Origin of the sequence: Nocardia noduli (assembly GCF_019038455.1) — a bacterium.
Taxonomy (GTDB): domain Bacteria; phylum Actinomycetota; class Actinomycetes; order Mycobacteriales; family Mycobacteriaceae; genus Nocardia; species Nocardia noduli.
Genome location: NZ_JAFMPL010000036.1, coordinates 21,451 through 41,403 on the forward strand (window position 1 = coordinate 21,451; position 19,953 = coordinate 41,403).

At 66.0% G+C, this 19,953-nt stretch carries 26 protein-coding genes; 13 read left to right on the top strand and 13 right to left on the bottom strand.

Annotated elements, in window-relative coordinates; all coding sequences use genetic code 11:
- Positions 1–343 precede the first annotated feature (343 nt).
- A complete protein-coding gene (locus JZ792_RS20270; RefSeq protein ID WP_216912260.1) occupies positions 344–1,024 on the bottom strand; it encodes a TetR/AcrR family transcriptional regulator in 681 nt (226 codons plus the stop codon).
- A 125-nt stretch (positions 1,025–1,149) separates the two neighbouring features.
- Here JZ792_RS20270 and JZ792_RS20275 point away from each other — a divergent pair, with 125 nt between their 5' ends.
- Complete coding sequence (locus JZ792_RS20275) at positions 1,150–1,989, top strand: SDR family NAD(P)-dependent oxidoreductase (RefSeq protein ID WP_216912261.1); 840 nt, start codon at positions 1,150–1,152, stop codon at positions 1,987–1,989.
- A 197-nt stretch (positions 1,990–2,186) separates the two neighbouring features.
- Here the strand turns inward: JZ792_RS20275 and JZ792_RS20280 are convergent, their stop codons facing one another.
- On the bottom strand, positions 2,187–2,477 hold the full coding sequence (locus JZ792_RS20280) for a hypothetical protein (protein WP_216912262.1): 291 nt from the start codon (positions 2,475–2,477) through the stop codon (positions 2,187–2,189).
- Between the two features lie 465 nt (positions 2,478–2,942).
- On the opposite strand from JZ792_RS20280, the gene JZ792_RS42990 reads away from it, so the two are divergent.
- Entirely contained in the window at positions 2,943–4,643 is a 1,701-nt protein-coding gene (locus JZ792_RS42990; RefSeq protein WP_216912263.1) for a CD225/dispanin family protein, read from the top strand.
- Positions 4,644–4,804: 161 nt separating this feature from the next.
- Here the strand turns inward: JZ792_RS42990 and JZ792_RS20290 are convergent, their stop codons facing one another.
- From JZ792_RS20290 to JZ792_RS20300, 3 genes are all read right to left on the bottom strand, one after another.
- Positions 4,805–5,128, bottom strand: a complete 324-nt coding sequence (locus tag JZ792_RS20290; protein ID WP_216912264.1) for a hypothetical protein — start codon at positions 5,126–5,128, stop codon at positions 4,805–4,807.
- Between the two features lie 326 nt (positions 5,129–5,454).
- On the bottom strand, positions 5,455–5,649 hold the full coding sequence (locus tag JZ792_RS20295) for a hypothetical protein (protein WP_216912265.1): 195 nt from the start codon (positions 5,647–5,649) through the stop codon (positions 5,455–5,457).
- A gap of 342 nt (positions 5,650–5,991) precedes the next feature.
- Positions 5,992–6,219, bottom strand: coding sequence for a hypothetical protein (locus JZ792_RS20300; RefSeq protein WP_216912266.1), 228 nt, complete (start codon positions 6,217–6,219; stop codon positions 5,992–5,994).
- On the opposite strand from JZ792_RS20300, the gene JZ792_RS20305 reads away from it, so the two are divergent.
- The 4 genes from JZ792_RS20305 to JZ792_RS20320 all read left to right on the top strand — a co-directional run bounded on the left by JZ792_RS20305 (position 6,218) and on the right by JZ792_RS20320 (position 10,395).
- Positions 6,218–6,424 (top strand): hypothetical protein, encoded by a 207-nt coding sequence (locus JZ792_RS20305; RefSeq protein ID WP_216912267.1) that lies wholly within the window; start codon positions 6,218–6,220, stop codon positions 6,422–6,424. The genes JZ792_RS20300 and JZ792_RS20305 overlap by 2 nt on opposite strands.
- A gap of 13 nt (positions 6,425–6,437) precedes the next feature.
- Positions 6,438–6,917 (top strand): hypothetical protein, encoded by a 480-nt coding sequence (locus JZ792_RS20310; RefSeq protein WP_216912269.1) that lies wholly within the window; start codon positions 6,438–6,440, stop codon positions 6,915–6,917.
- Between the two features lie 573 nt (positions 6,918–7,490).
- Positions 7,491–8,867 carry an alpha/beta hydrolase-fold protein gene (locus tag JZ792_RS20315; protein ID WP_216912271.1) on the top strand — a complete coding sequence of 459 codons (1,377 nt, stop codon included), beginning with the start codon at positions 7,491–7,493 and terminating at the stop codon, positions 8,865–8,867.
- Positions 8,868–9,135: 268 nt separating this feature from the next.
- Positions 9,136–10,395: an acyl-CoA dehydrogenase family protein gene (locus tag JZ792_RS20320; protein ID WP_216912272.1), complete on the top strand. Its 1,260-nt coding sequence runs from the start codon at positions 9,136–9,138 to the stop codon at positions 10,393–10,395.
- A 10-nt stretch (positions 10,396–10,405) separates the two neighbouring features.
- On the opposite strand, the gene JZ792_RS20325 is transcribed toward JZ792_RS20320, so the two are convergent.
- Positions 10,406–10,711 carry a hypothetical protein gene (locus JZ792_RS20325; protein WP_216912274.1) on the bottom strand — a complete coding sequence of 102 codons (306 nt, stop codon included), beginning with the start codon at positions 10,709–10,711 and terminating at the stop codon, positions 10,406–10,408.
- Positions 10,712–10,884: 173 nt separating this feature from the next.
- Between JZ792_RS20325 and JZ792_RS20330 the strand changes: the two genes are divergently transcribed.
- Positions 10,885–12,084 (top strand): alcohol dehydrogenase catalytic domain-containing protein, encoded by a 1,200-nt coding sequence (locus JZ792_RS20330; RefSeq protein ID WP_216912275.1) that lies wholly within the window; start codon positions 10,885–10,887, stop codon positions 12,082–12,084.
- A gap of 110 nt (positions 12,085–12,194) precedes the next feature.
- Positions 12,195–12,398 carry a hypothetical protein gene (locus JZ792_RS20335; protein ID WP_216912276.1) on the top strand — a complete coding sequence of 68 codons (204 nt, stop codon included), beginning with the start codon at positions 12,195–12,197 and terminating at the stop codon, positions 12,396–12,398.
- A gap of 98 nt (positions 12,399–12,496) precedes the next feature.
- On the opposite strand, the gene JZ792_RS20340 is transcribed toward JZ792_RS20335, so the two are convergent.
- The gene (locus JZ792_RS20340; RefSeq protein WP_216912277.1) at positions 12,497–12,778 is read right to left on the bottom strand and encodes an ANTAR domain-containing protein; all 282 of its coding nucleotides are present in this window, start codon (positions 12,776–12,778) and stop codon (positions 12,497–12,499) included.
- Between the two features lie 323 nt (positions 12,779–13,101).
- Between JZ792_RS20340 and JZ792_RS20345 the strand changes: the two genes are divergently transcribed.
- Entirely contained in the window at positions 13,102–13,779 is a 678-nt protein-coding gene (locus JZ792_RS20345) for a phosphodiesterase (protein ID WP_254190090.1), read from the top strand.
- A 160-nt stretch (positions 13,780–13,939) separates the two neighbouring features.
- A complete protein-coding gene (locus JZ792_RS20350) occupies positions 13,940–14,755 on the top strand; it encodes a SigB/SigF/SigG family RNA polymerase sigma factor (RefSeq protein WP_216912278.1) in 816 nt (271 codons plus the stop codon).
- Between the two features lie 30 nt (positions 14,756–14,785).
- Here the strand turns inward: JZ792_RS20350 and JZ792_RS20355 are convergent, their stop codons facing one another.
- Positions 14,786–15,028, bottom strand: a complete 243-nt coding sequence (locus JZ792_RS20355; RefSeq protein ID WP_216912279.1) for a DUF6480 family protein — start codon at positions 15,026–15,028, stop codon at positions 14,786–14,788.
- A 184-nt stretch (positions 15,029–15,212) separates the two neighbouring features.
- Here JZ792_RS20355 and JZ792_RS20360 point away from each other — a divergent pair, with 184 nt between their 5' ends.
- The 3 genes from JZ792_RS20360 (at position 15,213) to JZ792_RS20370 (ending at position 17,909) form a co-directional block, all read left to right on the top strand.
- Entirely contained in the window at positions 15,213–15,563 is a 351-nt protein-coding gene (locus JZ792_RS20360) for a hypothetical protein (protein WP_216912280.1), read from the top strand.
- Between the two features lie 204 nt (positions 15,564–15,767).
- The gene (locus JZ792_RS20365; RefSeq protein WP_216912281.1) at positions 15,768–17,327 is read left to right on the top strand and encodes a phosphatase PAP2 family protein; all 1,560 of its coding nucleotides are present in this window, start codon (positions 15,768–15,770) and stop codon (positions 17,325–17,327) included.
- Between the two features lie 189 nt (positions 17,328–17,516).
- Complete coding sequence (locus JZ792_RS20370) at positions 17,517–17,909, top strand: hypothetical protein (RefSeq protein ID WP_216912282.1); 393 nt, start codon at positions 17,517–17,519, stop codon at positions 17,907–17,909.
- A 19-nt stretch (positions 17,910–17,928) separates the two neighbouring features.
- Here the strand turns inward: JZ792_RS20370 and JZ792_RS20375 are convergent, their stop codons facing one another.
- Genes JZ792_RS20375 through gvpO form a run of 5 tightly spaced genes read right to left on the bottom strand, consistent with a single transcriptional unit; the run spans position 17,929 to position 19,951 of the window.
- The gene (locus JZ792_RS20375; RefSeq protein ID WP_216912283.1) at positions 17,929–18,234 is read right to left on the bottom strand and encodes a gas vesicle protein K; all 306 of its coding nucleotides are present in this window, start codon (positions 18,232–18,234) and stop codon (positions 17,929–17,931) included.
- Positions 18,227–18,448 (bottom strand): gas vesicle protein, encoded by a 222-nt coding sequence (locus JZ792_RS20380; RefSeq protein ID WP_216912285.1) that lies wholly within the window; start codon positions 18,446–18,448, stop codon positions 18,227–18,229. The genes JZ792_RS20375 and JZ792_RS20380 overlap by 8 nt, the downstream gene beginning before the upstream one ends.
- Positions 18,445–19,242, bottom strand: coding sequence for a GvpL/GvpF family gas vesicle protein (locus JZ792_RS20385; RefSeq protein ID WP_216912287.1), 798 nt, complete (start codon positions 19,240–19,242; stop codon positions 18,445–18,447). The genes JZ792_RS20380 and JZ792_RS20385 overlap by 4 nt, the downstream gene beginning before the upstream one ends.
- Positions 19,239–19,625, bottom strand: coding sequence for a gas vesicle protein GvpJ (gene gvpJ, locus JZ792_RS20390; RefSeq protein ID WP_216912289.1), 387 nt, complete (start codon positions 19,623–19,625; stop codon positions 19,239–19,241). The genes JZ792_RS20385 and gvpJ overlap by 4 nt, the downstream gene beginning before the upstream one ends.
- Positions 19,622–19,951 carry a gas vesicle protein GvpO gene (gene gvpO / locus JZ792_RS20395; RefSeq protein WP_216912291.1) on the bottom strand — a complete coding sequence of 110 codons (330 nt, stop codon included), beginning with the start codon at positions 19,949–19,951 and terminating at the stop codon, positions 19,622–19,624. The genes gvpJ and gvpO overlap by 4 nt, the downstream gene beginning before the upstream one ends.
- Between the last annotated feature and the right edge of the window lie 2 nt (positions 19,952–19,953).

The following is a 19,953-nucleotide window of genomic DNA, read 5'->3' on the forward strand; positions in this document are numbered from 1 at the left end:
TTCGAAGCGCCACTGCTGTTCGGCACCTACGACAGACATCTGGGCCCGCTCCTGCTCGGTTTCGAGCCGCCCGCCGAGGCCCGCGAGCTGTCGGCGCAGATGCGCACGACCTGGGGAGCTTTCGCGGCGACCGGAGATGCTGCAACGGCCATAACTCGACGGACCCTCGTGTCGACGAGGTGGCCTACTGGGATCGGCGCCGAATCGATTCGATCCGAAGGAGCTCACCGTCCCGACTCGTGGGTCCCGCCGCCGGTCCCGACCGGTTCGTCGGCCGAGGAGACGGTTGGCACGACCACGGGGATATCGCACAGATCCAGGTCTGCCTCGATACGTTCGAGGATCAGGTTGCTCGGGGCACCCCGGGCTGAAACGGTTCGACGCCGAAGGCTCTCGAGAATGTGGCGGCAGCGGCATCGGCGATGGCCTGACGTTCCGTGTCCGAGATCGACCGGGTGCCGAGCCGAGATCGTATGTCGACACTGCCCGCAAGCAATGCGGCGAACTGGATAGCCGCCGTTTCCGGGTCACCGATGCGCAGCCGTCCGGCCAATGCCAGTCTGGCCAGTCGGTCCGCGAGGGTACGGGTGACACGGCGCGAGACCTCATCGACGAGGTCGAGCAGATCAGGGAACTGCGCCGCCTCAGCACAGAGCAGTCGACGCAGCGCACGGGATTCCTCGCCGCAGTAGCAGTCGACCAAGTGTCGACCCACCTGCCCGAACGTGTATTCGAGATCGTCGCTGTCGTGCACGAGCAGTTCGACCGCGGCCAGGTTGGCTGCGAGCGCAGACTCCGAAAGAGCTTGCACCACTTGACGGAACACCGTCTCCTTGTCACCGAAGTGGTTGTACACGGTCGCCTTGGCCACCTCGGCCTCCGCTGCGATCTCGTCCATCCGAGCCTGTGCGTATCCCGCGCGAGCGAACACGGTGAACGCCGCGGCCAGCACGGCCCGCTGCTTGTCGATACGCCCGCGATACACGACCGCACCAGGCGGAGACGACTTCCGGGCCGCTGTCATCGGCCCATGTTACCGCCGGTCCGCCAGTCTGAGTTCATGGTCCTGTTTACTTGGACTCATCAGTCTGCTTAGACTGATGAGTCCAATTTCGTAGACTCATATGACTTGCAATTTGGGAGGTAGCTGTGGGCACCGTGGTCATCACCGGCGGAACCGATGGGATGGGCAAAGCACTCGCGTTGTCGTACCTGGAACGCGGCGAGCAGGTAGTCATCATCGGCACCGACACACGCAAAGCACAGTCGGTACTCGACGCCGCAACGAAATTCGGTGCGGGCGAACGTGTCGATTTCATCCAGGCGGATCTGAGCCTGGTGACCGAGACCCGGCGAGTAATCGAACACATCACCTCGCTCTACTCGGTGGTGGACGTGCTCGTCCTCGGTGCGCGCTTCTTCCGTGCGCGCCGATTCGTCACCATGGAAGGCTTCGAAGCCACCTTCGCGCTGTTCTATCTGAGCCGGTACCTGCTCGGACACGGGCTCGTCGCACAGCTGGATCGAGCCGAAACACCCGTGATCCTCGACCTGGCCGGCCCCGGAGGTCCGCTGTCAGCGATCCACTGGGACGACATCCAGTTCGAGCACTCCTACGACCCCGGCCAAGTGATGGCACAGTGCGGCAAACTCAGCGACCTGCTCGCTGTGGCCTTCATCCAACGCTACCCTCAGTCACGGGTCCGCTACGTCCTACTACACCCCGGTCTGACCGCGACCGGATTCACCGGCGAATACGACACCGCCAGCGCCGAAGCCGTTGCCCGAATGCGAGAACGCGGTCAACCGATCCACGCCGCACTCACCCGGATCAGACGTCACCTCGACACACCGCCCCGCGAATCGCTCACGGCATTCATGCAGGACAACCGTATCGAGGTACACGGCGAACCGTTCGACCCCGCCGCGGCACAACGGCTCTCCGAACTCACCTCCACGCTCCTACAACAATGCCCCCAGGGCGAGTAGCGATGCCGCTACCCAGCTGCGCGACACAGCGTGTCACCGCCGACATCAAACACATCAGATGGGACTGCTGGGGACTGTGGATTACGAGATGGTCCCCAGGTCCAGACCGGCGGCCCATGTGCGTAGTTCCTGGACGGTGATCATGCCAAGTCCTGCCCTCGCTGTAGTCGGAGAGGAACTTTCGCGCCGATCCCTGTTCAGGGGCGGCCGGTGAGCAGGTGCAGTACGCCGTTGGCGGCCTCGATGATGTGTTCGAGGTGGAACCGCGCCGCTGCGGCGGTGGAGGTGCCGGTATCGGTGTCGGGAAACAGCAGCGGCGTCGGCTTTGTACATTCCGTCCACGCGTGGAGGTCCGGTTGCTGGTGGTGACCGCACGTAGCGAGTTCTCGTCGGGGAATCGGGATGGCAGCGGTGGTAGCGGGATGGAGTCGGGCGAGCGTGTGGGTAGCCGCTGATCGATGTAGTTGCTGGTTCCGACTGTGGCGCATGATGTTTCAGTGGGAACTGACCTGGCGACGCCAGGCGCCCCCGGGCTACAGTATCCAGGGAAGAGGCCGGATTGCCCTGGGGGTGTGTCGATTGCGCGATCTCGTAAGGGGCTATCGCTGCCCCCGTGCCAAGGATCGCAATCCTGCTGGGCGTGACCTTGCTCGGCGGGGGCCTGGCCTTGTGCCTGCTGTACCGCTCGCAAGAACCCGTCTGTCACAAAATCTGCTGGTCGCATATCGACCGGCAGGCTGGGGCCACTGTCACTGTCCGGTGCGTGCGCTACCGACAAGACGGCACACCCGAGACAAGGACACGCACGAATCGGGGCTGTCCAGCGCGCTGGGCCAGACAGCGTGAACCACGCGAGGTAGTGACCCGAGGGCCTGCTGCGTTGTGGGGTTCGGCGATCGCGGTCGTTCCACTCGTCGGCTCGCGCCGGACCCTCTACCCAGGAGGAAAGATTCGTGTTCATCAAGAAGACCGCCGCAGCGGCGACCTCGGCCATCGTTGCCGGGTCGGGCACGGCGGGTGTGGAACAAGTCCTTGTTCTCTACCGGGACGTTGCACCTGACCCGAATGAGCTCCTTCAGCTCGTCGAAGCCGCGATCGGCCCCGGTTTCGTTGACGTGCCGGTTACTTCGAGCCATGTGCTTGAGCCGACCGGATCTATGGCGTATGCGGTGGTTGCCAAGTTCGAGTCCGATGGCACGGTGAGCGCCGACGCGCTTGCCCGGACGAGTACTCGGCCGTTCGAGACCGTGAAAGGGCCGGTCATCGTGGCTGTCGTGTGGCGGATCGCCCCGGGTGGTGTGTTGCAGCGCCCTTCCGGTTCGTCTTCCGAAGTGCAATCGAACACGCCGATCCGACCTGAGCAGCGAACGTGTCCTGTCTGCGGTTCCTCGCGTGTGCTGTCGCAGCAGGGGGCGTCCCGAGCAGAATTGCGGCTCGACGAGCGGCGCAGTGTCGCGCTCGATTTCACCGTGACGCTGATCAACTGCGCTGCCTGCGGCACGCTCATCAATGACGATGTGAACGGCGACGTTGCGGTTGCGTACAAGAGGTTGATGGCGCAGTCCGAGATGGCACCTCCGCGAATTTCCGCGACGTTGCACGACGCGATGCGCCGTGCTGGGCTGTTACCGGCGCTGTCGCGGTCCGAGCAGCAGCGGGACTACGACGAGGTGCGCCAGGTGTGGGGCTGCCTTGGTATGCGCTATATCTCCGCGAGCGAGTTTCAGGATGCCCTGAGCAGGATCATCGGCGGATTTTTCGCCGAAGGTGTTACCAGAGCCCAGGTGCGGACGCTGGAGCAGCAGGCAGTACAACTGTCGTTTTTCACCGCTGGGGGCTTCTGTGCGGTGCGGTTCTCACGCGCCGCCGAGGGTGGCTTCTCGATCTACGGTGTGGTTTCGATGTACCGATTCCTGGGAGATCAGAGCCCGACGCCGGGCGCGCCGCAAGGGGGAACGGCCGAACACACTTCCGGTGGAGATGAGCTCGAAACCGTTACCCGTTCGCCCCAGCTCGCTGAGGCAGAAGTCTTTTGCAGGGCAGCTGCTGAGGCGGGCGATCCTCACGCCATGCACCGTCTGGCTGTGATCCTCACCGGTCGAGACCATCTCTTCGCCGCGGAGCTCTGGTACCGCAGGGCCGCCGCGGAGGGCATCGCCGATGCGATGTACGACCTCGCTGGGATCCTCGCTGGAAGGGGTGAGTTCGTCGCGGCCGAGTCCTGGTACCGCAACGCCGCCGACGCGGGCAACACCGATGCCATGGCTGCTCTTGCGGCGAGTCTGCACAACCGCGCGGGCCGGCCGCCGAGCGGCCATCGACAAACCCGCGATGACGGACCACCGCCTCCGCCTGCCGGCGCGTATCGACCCCCTCCAGGGGAAGGGCCACCGCCACGCTACGTCGAGTGGGCGTACATCGTCACATTCCTCGGCGTCATCCTCTGTAGCCCCATCAGTATCGGCGCGGGCGCCGCGGCACTCGTGTACTCGAGTCAGGTCCTGCCGAAATGGAGGGCGGGCGATTTCGAGGGCGCCGCCGCCGCGTCCCGCAAAACGAAGATCTGGGCCACTGTGGCTTCCATCCCCTACTTGATCGCGGTCGTAGGGGCGGTTATCTACCTCGTCGCGACCGCCGCGACCGGCGGCAACTGAACTGGCGGCGGGACCACAGCATCGCGATCCCGCCCGGGGCGATCGACGTTGTCGCCCGCGTTCCTTCGTCACGGCCCGCGCGGTCAGCTGAACGGCACCCCGGCCCCCGCCCTGGGGCTCGGCACGTGCCACGTACCGGCCGACGACGACGGCGTGGTTGGCTACAATTCCACGCCGCGGCGCTTCAGCGCGCCCTTGGTGATGAACCAAAGCACGGCGCTGACCAGCAGCACCACGCCGATACCGATTGTCTGGTACGCACGGTCTTTGGCGGCGCGCTGATCGACCAGTTTTGAGCTGTAGGTATAGCTGCTGGCGCCCGTCACAAGGCAGAAATCACCCGGGGACATAATCTTCCCGTCGCATGTCGGGGTGGCTTTCGGATCGGAGGCCAGATCGTCGAGGCCGATCACCGAGAACCCGATCCCACCCCACAGTGCTAGCACCATGGCCAGGTTAAACATTGCGAATGCAAAGGATTTCATCGGTGCGCCCCCGGGCTCGTGACTTCCCGCAGAGTCCACATGGCAGAGTACGCGCCCCGGTGTCAATCCGCACCCCTCTTGGATGCAACCGGGGCGCGGGTAGCGGGATTGATCGTCGAGGGTGGTGGAATGTGGGTTTCGCCAAACTGTGTTCCCCAGCAGACGATTTCGCCGAGGTCAGCGCCGACGCCGCACGAAGACTGCTTACCGGGGCGTCGGCGAATCTGGAACGTCGACCGGGCTGAGCTCATAACCATGGACACGGTCGGCCTCATTTGCGATGTGTTGCCCCTCGCGCGAGGACGCTGAGTGAACCGACAGCGCGTTCAGGAGCATTGGCCGTCGGCTGCGTCTTGGATGCCTTCCAGGGTCGCCGTGCGTTCGGCTTCGCTGGCGGTCGCCCATTCCGGGCGCAGCGGTATCTGCTCGAGCGCGTTCTGGATCTCGGCGTCGACGTCGGCGCCGAGCCCACGCATGCCTTCGAGAAACACCAACATGCCCTCGCATGTCTGCTTCTTCACACTCATACCGGAGGCGAGCGCCCCCGTCGCGGTGATGGTCGGCGTCGTAGCCGGCGCGCTCGATTCGGTACCACTGCCACATCCAGCTATGACTGCGGCCACCGCAGCGGTGGACAGCACTGCGCCAACGGTTTTCATGTCGAATCCCCTCGTCCGATGCCGGAAACTCTACCCCCGTTGAGCGGGGCCGCACCAGCAAGTTCCACGCTCGCTGTAACTGCGGCGGATGTGAGCTGGATCCATAGACGCGGGACCCCGGTCTCCCAGGGATTGCGGTGCTCAAGTGCATCGGCCGGTGACCGGGTGCACCAGAGTCCGGTGTCTGTCGTGCGTAGGTCGGGCTCAATCGAATCCGAGCTCCCCGTCGACCGAGCGGCGAACCTGTTGCGCGACGGTGGTCTTCGCTGTGCTGCGCTGACCGCAGCGGCATTGGGCGAACGAACGGCTTTCCGCAGCGACCCGAACCAGCGACTCCAGCGTCGCGGGCGAGGCGGCCGAGCACATCGACCAGGCCATCGCGCTGCGGCCCCCGGACCGGCGACGCAGTGCCGCACTGGACCAACTCAACATGGTCGAAGCCCGATTGATCCAAGGCGAACCCGTAGAAGCGTGCCGTATCGGGCACGCCGCGTTGACTGTCGCCGAGCAAACCGCCTCCGACCGCGTCGCCAAGAAACTCACTACGGTGTACAACCGCACCGGCGACTTCGTCAAAATATCCGCGGTCGCCGAACTCAGGGAAAGAATGCGGCCACTGGTCGCAGCCAGGGCATAGAGGAGCAGACAGCATGGTGCGCATCGGTGTCACCGGACACATGAACATCACTGATCCCACGGCGGTTCTGGTGTATGCGGCGGTGCGCGAATTGGTGACCTCCTACGGAGCCGACGAGCTGACAGGGGTGTCATGCCTCGCCCGCGGAGCCGACAGCGTGTTCGCGCGGGCAGTGCTCGACGTGGGAGGCCAACTCGAGGTGGTGTTGCCATCGCGGAACTACCGGGCCGTGAAGGTGAAGCCCGGCCACGCCGTGGAGTTCGACGATCTCATCGCCCGAGCGGCGGAGGTACGCGTGATGGACTTCGACGATGCCGGTCGCCGAGCCTACGAAGCCGCCAACGAAGCAGTCCCGGGAAGCATCGCTGAACTGGTGGCGGTGTGGGACGGTGAAGCCGGCCGGGGAGGCGGCACGGGTTCGGTTGTGGAGCTGGCCCGAACCGGCGGTGTGCCGGTGACCATTATCTGGCCGACAGGTGCGACACGCGAGTAGAGGTCGTCGACCAAGGGGAGATCTGAAACCTGCTGATCGGTGTCGAAACGCTGCACTTCGCCCGCGACGTCCACTGTCGCCATGGACATGGTCTTCGGCGAAATCGGTCAGGCACAGGTCGATCCGTACGACGGTGTCGACCTGAACAGCATCGACACCGTCGCGATCACCCACCTGCATGCCGACACCTCGGCCTGTGTCAAAACGCCTCGACCCGTCGCATCCGGCAGAGCTGGTCAGCAGCAGAGACCGCCACGGCATGCCGGGGCGCCTTTCCTGTACTGCCAGCTCACTCAGCGGTTGTCGACCCGTAAGAGTCGTGCAGCGAGCAGGGGCCCATTCGCAGAGCGGGATCGCTCGGAGCGGCCCTTTCGAGTTGGTGCTCACCGACGACCGCAACACCGGGCGGCCGAAGTATCCCCGAACCGATCGTATCCGACCGGTCGGACCGAATCGAGCGCGAGACGACACTCCGCCGCAACGACTTTCACCTCCCGCAGTCGGCTGAAGTACTGGACAACGAATCCCCAGCGGCGGACACTAGAGCGAATTGCTATCAAAGGGGTGAGTCGAATGGTCAGAACACACACCGTGGTCGCCGGGGAGACACTGCCGATGTTGGCGTTGCGCTTCTACGGAGACCCTGAACTACATACCCTGATCGCCACCGCCAGCGGGATCTCCGGCTCCGACAGTGTGGGCGCGGGCCGACAACTGATCGTTCCCGATTACTCGAGGTACGAAGTCCTGCCCGGAGACACGTTGTCGCAGATCGCACTCCGCTACTACGGCGACCCCGCACTCTCACCACTGATCGCCACCGCCAGCGGCATCCCCGACCCCGACCACATCGACGCGGGCCGACAACTGATCATTCCCGATCTCACGAGATACGAAGTCCTCGCCGGAGACACGTTGTCGCAGATCGCACTCCGCTACTACGGCGACCCCGCACTCTCACCACTGATCGCCACCGCCAATGCCATCACCGACCCCGACCACATCGAACCTGGCCACACACTGGCCATATTCGTCGGGCGCAGCGACGGTTTCGGGCTGTCGATCGTGGACCGCAACGAGAACGATTCTCGCCTGTGGTACTACCGCTTCCACACCTCGGCGATCGGCTGGAATCCCGGAGTCAACGTCCTGCTGCCGGAGGACTACCGCACCAGCACCGACACCTATCCCGTCCTCTACCTGCACCACGGCGGAGGCAGCGACCAGGACTTCCGCACCTTCGACCAACTCGGTATCCGCGAGCTGACCGCCGGTAAGCCGATCATCGTCGTGATGCCCGACGGCGGACACGCGGGCTGGTTCTCCAACCCGGTCAGTTCGTTCGTCGGCCCGCGCAATTGGGAGACATTCCACATCGCCCAGTTGCTCCCCTGGATCGACGCGAACTTCCGAACCTACGCCGAATACGACGGACGCGCGGTCGCCGGATTCTCCATGGGGGGCTTCGGCGCGCTGAAATACACCGCCAAGTACTACGGCCACTTCGCCTCGGTCAGTAGCCATTCCGGCCCGGCGAGTCTGCGCCGCGACTTCGGCCTGGTCGCACATTGGGCGAACCTGTCGTCGGCGGCGATGGACCTGGCGGGCGGCACGATCTACGGCGCACCGTTCTGGAACCAAGCCAGAGTCAGCGCGGACAATCCGATCGAAAATATCGAACGCTACCGCAACAAGCGGATCTTCCTGGCCGCGGGAACCAGCCCGGATCCGGTCAACTGGTTCGACAGCGTGAACGAGACCCAGGTGCTCGCCGGCCAGCGAGAATTCCGGGCACGCCTGCGCGACGCGAATATCCCGCACGAATGGCACGAATTGCCCGGCGGTCACACTTTCCGGCCCGATATGTTCACCCTGGACCTCGACGGCATCCTCGCTCGGCTACGCCCTGCGGCACTGGCGTCCTCCACGAGCATGGTGCCGCAGTTGTGACCGGCCGCCGTTCGGGTGTCGACCGAAATGTCAGCGACACACCGTGATCTCGGTTCGAGCCCACGGCCCGCGACCAGCCGACACCCGAACGGCGCACCCACTGATACGCGGTGACACAAACGACCGCCGGGGCGGCCTGCCTACCCGCTCCCACACGGGTCATTCACGATGGCAGGAGCAATTCCGTCGCACCATCTGATGGCGTGACGAATCGCGGCCGCGCCTGATTGTGCGACGATCCGAGCCGTCCGCTTCGTAGGGTGGTCGCATGGAGTTTTCCGCGTCACCGCGAGCCGCCGAGCTCACCGAAGCAGTCCGCACATTCATCGACGAGCACATCGCGCCGGTCGAGGAGGACTATCACCATCGGGTGAGCCGACTGCGCGCCGAAGGCGCGGACCCGTGGCAGCCACTGCCGATCCTGGGCGAATTGCGTGCGCGGGCGCGGGCCGAGGGCCTGTGGAATCTGTTTCTGCCGGTCGGGCACGAGGGCCCCTATGCCGAGCGTTACGGCACTCGTGGCGGCTTCGGGTTGAGCAATGTCGACTACGCGCCGATCGCGGAGGTGATGGGCCGATCGTTGATGGCCCCGTACGTGTTCAACTGCAACGCCCCCGATACGGGCAACGCCGAAGTGCTGCTGAAATACGGGTCGGAACAGCAGCAGCGACAGTGGCTCGACCCGCTCTTGGCGGGAGATATCCGCAGCGCGTTCTGCATGACCGAACCTGCGGTGGCTTCCTCCGACGCCACGAATATGGAACTCACCGCGATCCTCGACGGCGACGAGGTCGTCCTCAACGGCCGCAAATGGTGGTCGACGGGTGTCGGGCATCCCGATTGCCGGATCTTGATCGTGATGGGCGTGAGCGATCCCGACGCCGACCGGTATCACCGCCACTCGATGGTGCTGGTGCCGCGCGAGACTCCCGGTGTTCGGGTGGAGCGGATGCTCGACACCATGGGGTGGCAGGACGAACCGTACGGGCACGGCGAGGTCGACTTCACCGATGTCAGGGTTCCCGCCGAGAACATCATCGCGGGCCCCGGCCGGGCGTTCGAGATCGCGCAGGGCCGCCTCGGGCCCGGCCGCGTGCACCACTGCATGCGGCTGATCGGTCTGGCCGAGCACGCCCTGGAACTGGCCTGTCGACGCGGGCTCGAGCGCACCGCCTTCGGCAAGCCGCTGATGAACCTCGGTGGCAACCGGGAACGGGTCGCCGACGCGCGTATCGCGATCAACGCCATGCGACTGCTCGTTCTCGACGCCGCGTGGAAACTCGACGAAGGCGGTGCGCTCAACGCGCTCTCGGAGGTCTCCCAGATCAAGGTCGCGGTGCCGAACATGGCGCAGCAGGTCATCGACTTCGCCATGCAGATCCACGGCGGCGGCGGTCTGAGCAGTGATTTCCCGCTCGCGTCCGCGTGGACGGTCGCCCGCGCGATCCGCTTGGCCGACGGTCCCGACGAAGTCCACCGCGGGGTGGTCGCGCGCATCGAACTCGGCAAATACGGAGCCGCGCGATAATCGTCGCCGGTCAGTCGGGGGGTTCCGCGGGGCGACCCGCGACCGCGCCGGGCACATCGGTGGCGATGCCCTCGCTCTGTTCGTAACTGCCCGGACCCAAATCCTCGGGTCCGCGCCGGACGAACGCCGCGTCCGTGTCGGCCGGATCCTGGGCCTGCGGCGCGACACCGGTCACGTAGGGAGTTTCCCGGTCCTGGTCGCTCTCGACGGCGACGGCCAGTTCGGCGCGCAGACGATCGGCGGTCGCGCGGTCACCGGCGTCGTCTGCGGTGGTGATGTCCTGGTGCAATTGCGCGATCAGATCTCGGGCAGCCATCATTCCTCCTCGTAGACGGTGCACATGTTTCGTCGCGAGGTCCGGGCCCCGGACCCCTGTCGCCTACCCGGGCCCCGAATGCCGAAACCGGGGTGCGCACGCGGTGGCTGTTTCGCCCACCCGCTCACGGGTAGGGCGCCACAGCCGGTCGAAAATCCGAGGGAGGAGTTCCCATGCAGGCTGTGACATGGCAGGGCAGACGTAAGGTCGCGGTGGAATCCGTGCCGGATCCACGCATCGAGAAACCCACCGACGCGATCATCGAAGTCACTTCCACGGGGATCTGCGGTTCCGATCTGCACCTGTACGAGGTGCTCGGCCCCTACATGCACGCCGGTGACGTGCTCGGCCACGAGCCGATGGGACGAATCGTCGAGACGGGTTCGGCGGTGACCAATCTGTCGCGCGGCGACCGCGTCGTGATCCCGTTCCAGATCAGCTGCGGTGACTGCGCCATGTGTCGCGACGGCCTCAGCACCCAGTGCGAGACCACGCAGGTTCGCGAATATGGCTGTGGTGCCGCACTTTTCGGATACTCCGAGCTGTACGGCCGGGTGCCGGGCGGCCAAGCCGAATACCTGCGGGTGCCGCATGCCGACTTCACCCACATCAAAGTTCCAGAAGGCCCCGACGACGACCGTTTCGTGTACCTCTCCGATGTGCTGCCCACCGCGTGGCAGGCCGTCGAGTACGCGGCGGTCCCGCCCGGCGGTTCGCTGACGGTGCTGGGGCTCGGCCCGATCGGGGATATGGCGTGCCGGATCGCCGCCCACCACGGCTACCGCGTCATCGGGGTCGACCTGGTGCCGGAGCGCCTCGATCGGGTGGCGCGACGGGGAATCGAGGTGATCGATGTCGGCGCCGTCGGCAACGGCCTGGGCGACGTCATCCGTGACCGGACCGACGGTCGGGGCACCGACGCGGTGATCGACGCGGTAGGGATGGAGGCGCACGGCTCGCCGGTGGCGTCGTTCGCTCAACGCGCCGCGGCGCTGTTGCCGGACGCTGTCGCGCACCGCGTCATGGACTTCGCCGGAATCGACCGTCTCGCCGCGCTCGAGGCCGCCGTCGACATCGTGCGTCGCGGTGGCACCATCTCGGTCATCGGGGTCTACGGCGGAATGGCCGATCCACTCCCGATGCGCGTGCTCTTCGACAAGCAGATCCAATTGCGTATGGGGCAGGCGAACGTCAAACGCTGGATCGATCCCATCATGCCGCTGCTCGACGACGGCGATCCGCTGGGCGTGGACGATTTCGCGACCCACAGGCTTCCGCTGGCCTCCGCGCCCGAGGCCTATCGCACGTTCCAGGAGAAATCCGATGGCGCGGTCAAGATCCTCCTCGATCCGCGAGCCGACGCGGTCGCCTGATCGTGGGCCTACGCCGGGGCCACCCACAGGTTTGCCCGCGAACCACGTGGTACTCGGAGAACAGCGAGGTACCGCTTCGGGACTCGCGGGACCATCTGTAGGAGGATTTCATGGCCGAGAAGAGTTATCGCTCTGCCGAGACCGGTGAGTACGTGTCCGAGGAGACGGCTGCCGACAATCCCAGAACGACCCTCGGAGAGGACGAACCACACGAGGGTACCGATCGGAGAGACCGTTCGGCGATCACCGGCCATTTCGTCGAACCCGACACCAGTCGGCGTCATCCGGATACCACAGTGACCGAAAACGGCTGACCGATAGCCCTTTCCATCGAGCGGACCGCGACAGACCGCTCACGAAGGCGCGGCCGACCCGGCCGCGCCTTCGTGGTCGAGGCCGCCGGGTCCGACCGTCACTTTCGCGGTGTGTCCGCCCGCGTGCCGAACAGTAAGTCCTCCAACGCCTCTCGAACGGATTCCAGGTCCGGAGTGATGCCGAGATCGGGAAGTTCCGCTACGACCGAGGTGGCGATCTCACGAACCTTCACATTGGTGTCCTGGGAGGCCGCGCGCAGAATCGTGAACGCCTGCTCGGCGTCCACGCTGTACACCAGCATCACCACACCTTTGGCCTGCTCGATGGTCTCGCGCGCGGCGGCGACCACTGCTTCATCGACCGCTGCCTTCTTCTGCATGGTGTGCAGCTACCCGCCTCACCCGGTTCGAACCAGGCCGGGATCCCCCGTTTCGCCGCGACTCGGCCCCACTGCCGGGCACGCCCGGTTTCGCCTCGTCATCGACGGGTAGGCAGCCGACATGGAAACGGTCTTGTGCCGTGCAGCAGAACGACCGGCTCCGGGGGATTCATCATGATCGCCCGGGTGTCGTCCTGCCTGGCTCGACCGAACCCGGCGGGCGCTTGTCGCAGGCCGAGAATCGTCGACCGACCGATCGCCGCCTCGGCACGTCCGCGTGAACGGGCCGAGGATCTACCTCGATCACGCCGAAGGAGCAGACCTTGACCGATCTCACCTCCACCTTCGTGAAATCCGTCTTCGACGCCGGCGCGCGGGTTCGCCACGCGCGTGTCTTCCACCCTCGGGGCATCGAACTGTCGGGACGTTTCCACGCCGACACCGAATTCGAGCCCTGGTTCGGGACGGGAGAACGTGCGGTCATCGCCAGGCTCTCCAAAGGAATCGGAACGCCGGGAGCCCTCCCTGATGTCATGGGCCTCGCCTTCCGCGTCCTGGATCGCGACGAGAACCCCTGGGATCTCGCACTCGCGACCACGGGGACCGGTACCGTCGGGCGGTTCGTGATCACCGCAGCGCGCGGCTGGTCCAGCGCCCGTTACGGCAGTCTGCTCCCCTACCGCTTCGGCGATGCCGGGCTCACCTGGCTGTTCGCCGAACCCGTCGTACAGCAGCCCGGCTCCGCCTCGTTGCAGGCCATGAGCGAGCATCTGCGTGACCACGATGTGCGATTCGAGATCACCGCGAGCGGTCTGGGCGCGGCACCGCGACCGGTGGGTGAGCTGACGTTGCACCACGCCCATCCCCATGAACATCGGACCGACTTCTTCGACCCGATACTCAACCATCCGGGCGATATCGCGCTCGAACCCGGAGTCGTCACCCGCCTTCGCGAGTTCGCCTACGAAGGCAGCAGGGAGGGCCGCGGGGAGCAGAACTGACGCGGGGACCAGGCCGCCGGGATCGCGGCGAGATCCTACTTCGGCCCGGCACCGTCGTTCACAAGTGTGCGAGACTGGTATGACGGCTCGCGCACGGAGCCGGTTCAGTCACAAGAGCCCGTTCCGTGTCCGCTCCCCACAGGAGCCGTTCGAGGTTGCTATGACCAGCCGATACTCGCACACCGATGCCAATCCACGACGTCGCGGACAGCACGCCGACTCGTATGACGGCATCGAAGATCTCTTCCAACGCTTGACGGCGCTCGAACCGCGGTCTCCCGATCGGAGCCGATTGCGCGAGGACATCGTCCGACGATGCCTGCCGTTGGCCGATCACATCGCGCGCCGCTTCACCGGACGCGGCGAACGCCACGATGACCTCTACCAGATCGCCTCGCTCGGACTGGTCCTGGCGATCGACAGATTCGACGCCGACAAGGGCTCGTCGTTCCTGGCCTTCGCGATTCCCACCATCATGGGCGAGATCCGGCGCCATTTCCGCGACCACACCTGGGCGGTGCGGGTACCGCGCCGGATCAAGGAACTCCAGCAGAGCATCGGTCCCACCATCAACCGGCTGTATCAGGACCTCGGCCGGGCCCCCACGGCCTTGGACATCGCCACCGAGCTGGGTGTCGACCTCAACGAGGTCACCCAGGCTCTGATCGCCGACAACGGCTATCGCACCGACTCGATCGACACACTGAGCGAGAACAGCGACGATCAACGCGCGACCGATCATCTCGCCCGACTCGGCCGTGTCGAGCCCGCCTACGACCTCACCGACGAGGCGCTCGCGATCGCTCCGCTACTCGCCCGACTGCCTGCCTTCGAAGCCCGAGTCCTGCACCTGCGTTTCTTCGACGATCGCACCCAGAGCCAGATCGCCGACGAACTCGACGTCTCCCAGATGCACATCTCCCGCGTCCTCTCTCGGACGCTTGACCAGCTTCGACGGCAAGCCGAACGCGAATGATCGGCGTAATCCGGTTCGGCTCCCGCTCGATCAGTCGATGATCATCACGATCAGCCCGATCGCGATGACCGCGAACAGTGCCACGAGGGCGAGCGCCAGCAGGGTGGCGATGATTCCGGTCGGCGGGAACCGATTGCTCGTCCGCGGCTCCGGTGCGGACAAACCGCTGGTCTGCGCTGTATCGGGAGGTGTCGCGCCCGGTGGCACGCCGCCTCCGTGTTCCAGGTCGGGCGTGCGGGCCGGGTCGGGATCCATGGCATGGTCGTCGGTCATCGGGGGTCTCCCCTTCCTGTCGTGGGGACTTCGCCGGGCGACTACCCCGTCCCCGCCACCCGAACCAGGGCGGTTCGGGCGGTCCGGTCCCCATGATCGACGGCTGAGCGACCGGGTAGAGCTCCCACCGACGGTGTCGATGGTTTTCGTGGTTGAGTCGCGACGGACCGGGTAGCGCATTCGCATGAGTAGCACGCCCGGATCTGAAACAACCACGCGCGCAGGCCGATCCACCGAGCGACAGCCGACGGACCGTTGCCTCGCCTCCAGCGTCACCGATGTCCTCGACTTCTTCGAGAAGTGCCCGCAGTGCGGGTACGCGGCGCAGGCGACATCGACGGTGCGCCGATACGACAGCGGACGCGTGGTGACGCTGTTTCACCCCACCTGCGCACAACCCTGCGGATGGAGCGGTACGGTACGGGTCACCGAACGACAGAGCGTTACCGCCTTGCCGTCGCCGAATGTGGCACCGACGGTGCATACCGAAAACCAGTGCGACGGCGAGGATCCCGGTACCGCGCTCATCGCCTGACCGCGATCGGAAATTCCCGCGAACCAGTCCGCGCTCGACCACAGCTGGATGTACGGATTCCCAAGGGCCGAACGCCTCGATTGATTGCGCCCGCTCATAGTGGGCAATCGTGGACGACGAACGATATCCGGCCCCGGTTCTCCGGTGACCCGTTGCGGTCTCGGCCGCACGGCGGGTGTCACGCGAACGCAGGAGGTATTGCATTTGTCTGTCGACCGGCACGACCCGAATGTCGTGATCGACGCCGACCGGCCGAGCGCGGAGCACCCGAGTGAGGTCGCCGCCGCCGAACGGTTCGTGGCCCGCGGCGGCGTCGCACTGGTGGGTGTCGCGGCCGTCGGAATCGGGTTCGGCGTGCTGACAGCACTCGTCAGGGCGCGCTGGGAGCCGCTGTTGTCCGCGGATCAGGCGGTGACCGACTCGGTGGTCGCGATGGTCGCACGCAACACGATTCTCCGCGAGATCCTTTCCGGCGTCACCGATCTCGGAGCGACAGGCACGCTGGTCCTGGTGCTCGCTGTCAGCACACTCTGGCTGCTGCTGCGCCGACAACCACGCCTCGCCGCCTACGTCGTACTCACGGCGACGGGCGGCCTGATACTCAACCCGGTCGTCAAAGAGCTCGTCGCGCGGCTGCGTCCGGTGGTCGAGACACCCGTCTACCGCACGGACGGCTGGAGCTTTCCCAGCGGGCATGCCATGAGTTCCCTGGTGTGTTACGGCATCGTCCTGCTGGTTTTCGCACCCGCCCTGCGAACGAACACCCGCCGTGTCACGGTCGGGTTCGCGGTCCTGATCGTGACCGCCGTCGGTCTCAGCCGGATCGCGCTCGGCGTGCACTACCTCACCGATGTCCTCGCCGGTTGGCTACTCGGAACGCTGTGGCTCGTGCTGGCCACGGTCGCGTTCCACCGATGGCGTGGTGACGCCCACGTCGAAGGCGCCGGTCCGCTGCCCGGTGACGTGCCGCCCGCCGATCGAGACGACCTTCGGCCGGTCCCCGATCGGCATCCACCCCTGGCTGCCCACCCGTGGCGCGAGGTGGGTGAACTCGCGGTCGCCTGGGTCCTGCTCGTCGGAGCGCTCATCGGTCTCGGCATGCTGGTCCGCGGCCCGCAGGGCCACACCCCCGCGCTGCGGTGGGATCACACCGCGGTGGCGACTCTCGCCGAACACCGTACCCCCGCACTCACTTCCGTCCTGAATGTGTTCGGCGAACTCGGCAACACCACCGCGATCATCGTCGCCGCGCTCGTCGTCGCCGTACTGGCGGTGGCCGTCCTCCGCAGCCTGCGACCGGTGCTGTTCCTGGGTGTCGCACTGCTCGGTGAGATCACCGTATTTCTGACCACCGCGGCGATCGTCGACCGTTCCCGACCACAGGTCCCGCACCTCAACCCCGATCTTCCCCCCACCTCGAGTTTCCCTTCCGGGCACGTCGCCGCCTCCCTGACGCTCTACGCCGCCACCGCCGCACTCGTCTGGGCGACCACCCGGCGATGGCCCTATCGGCTCGTCGCCGCAGCGGCGATGCTGATTCCCGTCCTCGTGGCGGCGCAGCGTCTCTACGCGGGTGCGCACTACCCGACCGACATCGTCGGCGCGGTCCTGCTGTCCTCGATATGGACAGCGATCGCCTGGTGGGTCATCGAACCCGTGGCGCGCTCCGGCCGGTCGTCGCGGGCGGGTGCCGTCCCTCCCGGTAGCGCACTGTCACGTCCCACAGGGCTATCGATGGCCGAGACGCTGCCACCGGCTCCCTAGACGTTCACTCGACGAGACCCGAGATCCGTTCCAGCGCAGCGGGTATCGGTGGCATCCGGCATCCGCTGCCGAATGCTCGAGCCGGATCGGTTTCGAATCTGCGGGGCAGGGTATGCCGACGGCGCCGCTACCGTGGCCGCCCAGCCTACGGTTCTGCCGCCTGCCAGCTCTGTTGTATTCGAGGACGCCATGACCGCCACCATTCGCTCCGACGAGACCATTCACGCCGACACCACCCATCACGCCACTGCCGACCACCACCATCGAAGGGTCACCCGGATGGCGGTCTCGCGCGCGGCGCAACTCGGCGTCGTACTCGGCCCGACCGAGCACCTCGACGCGACCACCGAACACGACCTGCTCAACGCGGTACAGAACGCCGCACTCGCCTTCGACAATATCGCCCACGGCATCGACCAGCAGTACAACCGTCAGTGCTACCGGCAATCCCGTCGCGCGCTCGTGCCGCTTCTCACCGCAGCCGGTATCGGTGCCGATTCCCGGAGGACGGTCTGCTCGCTGCTCGACGACTACGCCCGCGAAGCCGAACAGCTCGGCGAATCAGCCCCGACCCCGGCATAGTGTCGCGAGTTCGCGAGCCTCAATAGTCGGTCGGGTCACGCGGCAGCAGGGTGCCGAGCGGACCGAGGTCGATGTTGAGGTCTTGCGGAGTGAGCCCGAAGTGGTCGCGTAGTTCTGCCATGCGCTGTTCGAGCAGCATCAGGGTGGTGCCGACGCGTTCGATCTGGGTGTCTGTCAGGTCGCCCGCGTCGACGCGGCGCAGCGCTTGACGCTCCATCAGCTGGCGTAGCAGCTCCACCAGGGTGAGGACGAGCGTGACCAACCCGCGCTCGACGGATTCCGGATCGGCGTCGATACGCGGTGGGATGCCGCCGAATTCAGTCATCGCCGCGCCGATTCGGCTCCACGGCGCGCGGGGGCGCCGACAGTGCGCTGATGGAGGAGATGAGGGCGCGCAACGAGATCTGAACCAGGTCGACGTCGGCGATGGCGAGTTTGATGTCACCGGAGATCACCACACCCCCGGCGAGCACGCGGTCGAGCAGATCGACCAGAGCGACGCGACGCTCGCCGTCGGTCGTCGGGTCGGGTCGGCTCACGGCGGGTCTCGTTCGGTGCCCGCGAACGAGTACGGCGGCCAGGGACCGGTGAGTTCCAGTCTGATGCCGGGGAATTCGACGCCGAGGCCGCTCACCGTCTCGGCGAAGTCCTCGGTGCTCGAATCGTCGACGAGGTAGGTTCCGTTGAGCACCATCCAGTCCCGACGGCCGCTCACCGCGGGATCGGTCAGCGCTTGGCGTCGGCCCGCCGCCGCGTGGCGCACCAGCCTCGTATGGATCTGTTCGGCCCGCTCGGCGGCGTCGCGCTCGATGGTCTCCTGGGCGGACAGTTGCGCGCGACGCCGGGCCAGGTACGCGGCGCCGGCTCCTGTCGTACCACCTGTTTTCGCGGTTCTGGCCTCGGTCACGGCGGCTGTCAGCGCGGCACGGTCGCCGTAGGCCTTGACTCCCCACTCGGTGCGACCGCTGACCAGGGCCAATGCGGCACCGAAATCCGTGCGACGCTCCTCGAGCGATTCGCACAGCCGGTCTTCGTCGTGGAAGACGGTGGCCAGTCGCAACGGAACGGTAGGACCTCGCCGCACCAGGACGGAGACAACCGCGTCGTGTGCCCGGGCCGTGGTCTCCAACCAGTCGAGATCCTCCAGGTGCCCGCGCAGCGGTTGCTCCCCGAAAACCTCGAGCGGCACCGAGCCGACGACTGCCGTCAGGTCGTCGGACACCACCGTCCGCACCGGCTCGCCCGCGACGCCGGTCAACCCGCCGGGTAGTTCCTGCCCGGCATCACGGCTGGATGTGACCGCGTAGAGCCAGACGCCGAGACCGCCGGTCACGATCGTTCCTCCTCGCGTTCGTGACCGCGTTCGATGAGTCGGCTGTGTTCGGTCGCCGCTTCCAGTCGGGCGATCCGGTCACGCAGTTCCCGATTCTCCAGTTCGAGATCCCGATCCTGCTTCTCCAGCATGCGGGCGTTGCTGTTCAGCCAGGGATCGGTCTCCCACCAGTCGATACCCACCGACTTCGCTGTCTCCAAGGAGGCGATCACCAATCGCAGTTTGATGGTGAGCAGTTCGATGTCGAGCAAGTTGACCTGGATGTCGCCCGCGATCACCAACCCCTTGTCGAGAACTCGCTCCAGGATGTCGGCGAGATTCGTCGACTGATGCCCCCCGCCGTAGGGCTGCGGCGCCGAGGATCCGCCTCCCACCACCGTCATCGCCGCCCCCTCCCGCCGATGTCGGTGCTGCTGCGGTTGTAGCGGTTGATCCGGCGATAGGCCAGCAGGTTCCCGTCGAGATCGATCTCCACCTCGTAGAGCGCCAGGATGTCCGCCGACGAGGGGATGTGGCGATCTTCGAGTACCTCGATCTCCACCAGCCAGCCGTCCTCCGTCGGCTCCATGCAGGTCACACCTTGCATGGGTTTCGAGGTCAATTCCTCGAGTCGTTCGCACGCCGCCGCGGCGGCTCGGGACGCGGTCAGGGCGGGCTGTACCTCGGATGCCGAGACGTCGGCATTGTCGGAAGCGCTCTTGTTGGTCACGC